The organism is Candidatus Rhabdochlamydia sp. W815, from assembly GCF_018642185.1.
GTDB lineage: Bacteria > Chlamydiota > Chlamydiia > Chlamydiales > Rhabdochlamydiaceae > Rhabdochlamydia > Rhabdochlamydia oedothoracis.
Genome location: NZ_JAAVTY010000115.1, coordinates 1 through 4,319 on the forward strand (window position 1 = coordinate 1; position 4,319 = coordinate 4,319).

5 protein-coding genes and 2 pseudogenes are annotated in these 4,319 nt (G+C 37.0%); 4 read left to right on the forward strand and 3 right to left on the reverse strand.

Annotation, left to right across the window (positions count from 1 at the left end; genetic code table 11):
- On the forward strand, nt 1–214 hold a 214-nt coding region (locus RHOW815_RS09395; RefSeq protein ID WP_502757473.1), incomplete at its 5' end, for a transposase.
- Nucleotides 215–222: 8 nt separating this feature from the next.
- On the opposite strand, the gene RHOW815_RS08880 is transcribed toward RHOW815_RS09395, so the two are convergent.
- Nucleotides 223–357 (reverse strand): hypothetical protein, encoded by a 135-nt coding sequence (locus tag RHOW815_RS08880; protein ID WP_256439928.1) that lies wholly within the window; start codon nt 355–357, stop codon nt 223–225.
- A 364-nt stretch (nt 358–721) separates the two neighbouring features.
- On the opposite strand from RHOW815_RS08880, the gene RHOW815_RS07010 reads away from it, so the two are divergent.
- Nucleotides 722–1,780, forward strand: coding sequence for an alpha/beta hydrolase family protein (locus RHOW815_RS07010; RefSeq protein WP_215217605.1), 1,059 nt, complete (start codon nt 722–724; stop codon nt 1,778–1,780).
- Here the strand turns inward: RHOW815_RS07010 and pgeF are convergent.
- A complete protein-coding gene (gene pgeF / locus RHOW815_RS07015) occupies nt 1,758–2,513 on the reverse strand; it encodes a peptidoglycan editing factor PgeF (RefSeq protein WP_215217606.1) in 756 nt (251 codons plus the stop codon). The genes RHOW815_RS07010 and pgeF overlap by 23 nt on opposite strands.
- 82 nt (nt 2,514–2,595) lie before the next feature.
- A pseudogene (locus RHOW815_RS07020) lies at nt 2,596–2,814 on the reverse strand (transposase family protein); the annotation flags it as partial.
- A gap of 248 nt (nt 2,815–3,062) precedes the next feature.
- Between RHOW815_RS07020 and RHOW815_RS09400 the strand changes: the two are divergent.
- The gene (locus RHOW815_RS09400; protein ID WP_215217607.1) at nt 3,063–3,962 is read left to right on the forward strand and encodes an SAM-dependent methyltransferase; all 900 of its coding nucleotides are present in this window, start codon (nt 3,063–3,065) and stop codon (nt 3,960–3,962) included.
- A 158-nt stretch (nt 3,963–4,120) separates the two neighbouring features.
- A pseudogene (locus RHOW815_RS09405) lies at nt 4,121–4,319 on the forward strand (hypothetical protein); the annotation flags it as partial.

The following is a 4,319-nucleotide window of genomic DNA, read 5'->3' on the forward strand; positions in this document are numbered from 1 at the left end:
CCATTCTTGGGAAAGAGGCTTAAATGAGCATACAAACGGACTAGTTAGGCAATATTTTCCTAAAACACAAAGCTTTTTAGATACGACTTCCAAGGATATAGAAAGGGTGGAAACTTTACTAAATAACAGACCTAGAAAGGCTCTCAACTTCGAAACTCCACTAGAAGTGTTTACGAGATTATCTACAAACATGCTATGCTCGGGTGCACAATAGATGTTTTTTCAAGTATTTATATGTTCTTTTTTGTGCACTTCAAGGTTGAAAGGGCCATGGATTTTGCTAAATTGTTTACGAGAAAGATCGCTTGGATAAGAGCGGGTCATAACTACCTCCAAAGGTTTTATGAAAACTATCATTATACCTTAATGAGAAGATTTTAAACAGGCTCTAAACATCTTAAATGCTTTACTCGATGCTGGAGTTAAGGTCGGAGTATAAGCAAAAGTTAATTATCGCAAAGGTAAAACTTCTCTTTGAACGCTAATGAAGCTAAAAATCTCAAAGCAATAGGAATATTAACAGAAGCTGAAAGAAATATTTCCAAATAACATCCTTGATGTTTTAAAAATAAAAGAAATCAGCTCAGCAAAGAATTTTATGCCACGATTATTTCCTATGCGGTATGCTTTCGTAAGAATAAAAAAAGAGCTTCCTTTTTAGTAAAAAATTTCTTATCAAAAAAAATAGATACTACCTAAAAAAACAGGTTTTAACTTGAAAATGCGTAAAAAGAAAACTAACTGGATTCTTTATCTAGCAGCTTTTCTGCTTGTGCTATGGCCTTTAAGTCAAAAAATATACTTAAGTCAATATTTTACTAAGGTTATCCTTCATCCTCAAAAAACAGGGATTACTACCCTGCATTTTTACGATGTAGAGCGCAAACGCCCTGTTGTTACAGAAATATGGTATCCTATTGATCCAGAAACACCATCTATCAATCCTTTAGGTATGTGGGTGCGTTGTGGAGAAGCAAGAGATGCTGTGTTAAGTAATCAAAAACAAACCTATCCTCTGGTTGTTCTCTCGCATGGCCATGGTGGAGATCGTTTTAATATTGCATGGCTTGCTGAAGTATTAGCTGCTAATGGGTATATCGTAGCTTCTATGGATCACTATGGCAATACTTGGAATAATAAAATTCCAGAGTTCTATATTAAAACTTGGGAAAGGCCTAAAGATGTCTCTTTTGTTATCGATCAAATTTTACATAATAGTTTATTTCAAGATCGTGTTAACCAAAATCGGATTGGATTTAGTGGGTATTCATTAGGTGCAACCACAGGTTTATGGATAGCTGGAGCTTGTGTAAAGGAAATTGAGCAAAGCACATTTCAACAAATCTGTAACCAACAATTAGGTAAAACTGTTTACCTAGATAAGCTAAAGGAAACGGATTTTAAGCAAGTATTCCAATCTTTCCATGATCAACGCATCTCTGCTTTTTTTGTAATGGCCCCTGCTTTAGGATGGATGTTTACAGAGCAAAGTTTAAAAAAGATTCAACCTCCATTTTATATCGTAGCATCAAAACAAGATGAAATTGCACCTCTAGAACAGAATGCAAAGTGGTTTGCTAAAATCATGAACCGCGTGTCGCTCAAAATTCTTAAAGGAAATGCTAATCACTATACTTTTCTCAATAGAGCCACAAGTGTTGGTAAGCGGTTTTTACATCCTAAATTCTATGAAGACCCTCAAGGAGTAGATCGCAAAAAAATCCAAGAAAGCCTTGCTAAAGAAGCCGTTCTATTTTTTAATCAAATGCCTTCTCAGTAAAGCCAATGATTGTCCCATTTCTTCCTGTTATTTGATCTCGGCGATAGGAATAAAAATCCTCTGCGTTGCAATATGTACACATGCTTGCAATCTCAATATGAGAAAGTAACACCCCTGCTTCCTCTAATTGATCTTTAGCAATAGCCCATAAATCAAAATGAAACGGTGTTACTTGGTATTTCCAGAAATCAGGGGTAAATTCCTTCTTATAGTTTTTAAACTCTGCGTGTTTTGGGCCAAGGCTTGGCGAAATGCAAACCAGTAAATCAGCGGGATTAGAACCAAAGGCTTTATGCATAGCTCTTACTGTTTCACGATATACATTAGCCACATTTCCTCTCCAACCTGCATGTGTATTGGCTATTGCCTTTCGTAAGGGATCATAAAAAATTGCAGCCTGACAATCTGCGTGAGTAATTAATAAGCCGATCTCAGACAAATCGGTTAGTAAAATATCACAATTTCCTACATCCTGCTTAAATGATTGTATCCATTCAGCATGAACTCCATGCACTTGGTTCCCCGTCACTATTTCTTTAAAATTAAATAGCTGCTGCACTTGCTTGCGATGATAAGTTACATGTTCGCCCGTATTTGCTCCCAAATTAAGCGATGTAAAAGGACCTTGGCTGATTCCTCCATGTCTTAAAAAAACTCCCGATTTAAGATGGGGAACCTCTTGTAAAAGTTCAAATTCTAGCCATTCGATCTCACCTGATTTTTTACGCAACATATAAATCCTCTAAAACCAGCTGATTTTACTAGATTTTGTTTTTAATAATAGTTTCACTTTTTAAAAAAGACCTTTTGCGTAGTTAAATAAAAATTTCATAATTGTAGATTCCAGCAATAAGATTGAACCGTAAACCAAACCTTTTTCTTCTGTTCCTATATTTGCCACTTAAAATTTTACATCTTTTTAGACTGCCAATCACGTTTTCATTAACAACTCGCTCAGAGGAAATCTCTTGATTCTGCTTTTTCTCTTCTTTTGTTAACGGCTTCTTCTTACTGGATTTTTTTGGAAGTCTTGAGTTTTTTTGAAAAAGCTGCTCTATCTTGCAAGAAAATGTTGTTCTTTTTATAAAAAAGTTTATATACTCAACCTCTTAATTTGAATGTAAACGAGTATATAGTAGTGCCAATTCAAACGGCTAGCTTAATGGGGTTCAAGTCAACGACTTGAAACTTGTCGTTAATCCTATATTTTTCTATGCGATTGAATCGGAACCACTATATCCTTTTTGGGGAGGAGACCTCTCTTGAAATTTCTTGGAGAACTATGAACCTATCTCATGCAGAACAGGGTACGCTGATCGAAGCCTTGGATAAGGCAAGAAGTAAAGTCTTTCAGAGAGGAGATCTTCCTTATATTTCTGTGGAACGACAGCTAGAGCTAGTTGAGGAGCTTTCGCAATTCGGCTTAGGACGCTTTGTTTTGGAAAGAGGAGGCTTGAATGGATATTGGACACATTACGTTGTCACTCATCCTCAGCAAGGGCTCTTGACGAGACTAGATGCTGAAAACAAACCTTTTACTGCCTTGGAGTCATTTATCCTGGATCAAGCCCCCACCAGCCTTGCCACTCAGGAACGCTTTCAGATTTTTAAACGAGAGATCCAAAAAAGACTGAGCAATAGCATGTCTTTAGCATCTGTCCCATGCGGCTTAATGGCCGATCTATTAGATCTGGATTTTTCTCAAATCTCTGGCTTTTCTCTTTGTGGGATAGATATTGATCCTGAGTCCATAGCTCAAGGCCAAGCGCTTGCCAGAGATCGTGGATTAGAGAGCAGATCTTCTTTTCTACAAAGGGATGCTTGGGACTTATGTTGTGATGGTAAATTTGATCTGATCACAAGTAATGGACTGTCCATCTATGAGCCCGACAATCAAAAGATTGTGGATCTATATCGTCAGTTTTTCTTCGCTTTAAAACCAGGTGGGTGGCTCATCACAAGTTTTTTGATTCCTCCACCCAAGTGGAATGCGGATAGGATCAATCCCGAACATGCACTCTTACAGAGAGCGATTTTTTCCGATATCCTCGAAGCGAAATGGCAAATATTTCGATCAGAAGAATTGGTAAAATCTCAGCTACTGGATGCCGGATTTGACGAGATCGAGATTATTTATGACCAAGCCCATATTTTCCCAACAGTAATAGCCCGGAGAATCTGATCATGAATACTTTCATCTCTAACTTCTTTTTATCGTTGTCCCTTGCCTGTGCTTCCTTGCTTTCGGCAAATGAAGTGCGCGATCACTGGAAAGGCAATGAATATGCAAAAAACTCTGAATCACAAAAAGCCATAGAATATCCTAAATGGGAATTATGTGATTATTATTTCCCTCTTTGGAATAAAAAAGATGATAAAAATTCTAAGCGTATTCTTGAAATAGTTTTAAAAAAAATTGGTTGGCGAGGTCAGAAAAAGCAGTGGTCAGAAAGAGAAAACAAGCTTTGTAATTATTGATGCTCAAAGTGTTAAAAATACTGATACAATGGGTTGTAGAGCGTTCTTTTGCGTGGATAGA

Excerpts from the sequence above, each read along its gene's own strand:
- RHOW815_RS07010 (WP_215217605.1), top strand. The coding sequence starts at position 722 with ATGCGTAAAAAGAAAACTAACTGGATTCTTTATCTAGCAGCTTTTCTG.
- RHOW815_RS09400 (WP_215217607.1), top strand. The coding sequence starts at position 3,063 with ATGAACCTATCTCATGCAGAACAGGGTACGCTGATCGAAGCCTTGGAT.
- RHOW815_RS08880 (WP_256439928.1), bottom strand. The coding sequence starts at position 357 with ATGATAGTTTTCATAAAACCTTTGGAGGTAGTTATGACCCGCTCTTAT.
- pgeF (WP_215217606.1), bottom strand. The coding sequence starts at position 2,513 with ATGTTGCGTAAAAAATCAGGTGAGATCGAATGGCTAGAATTTGAACTT.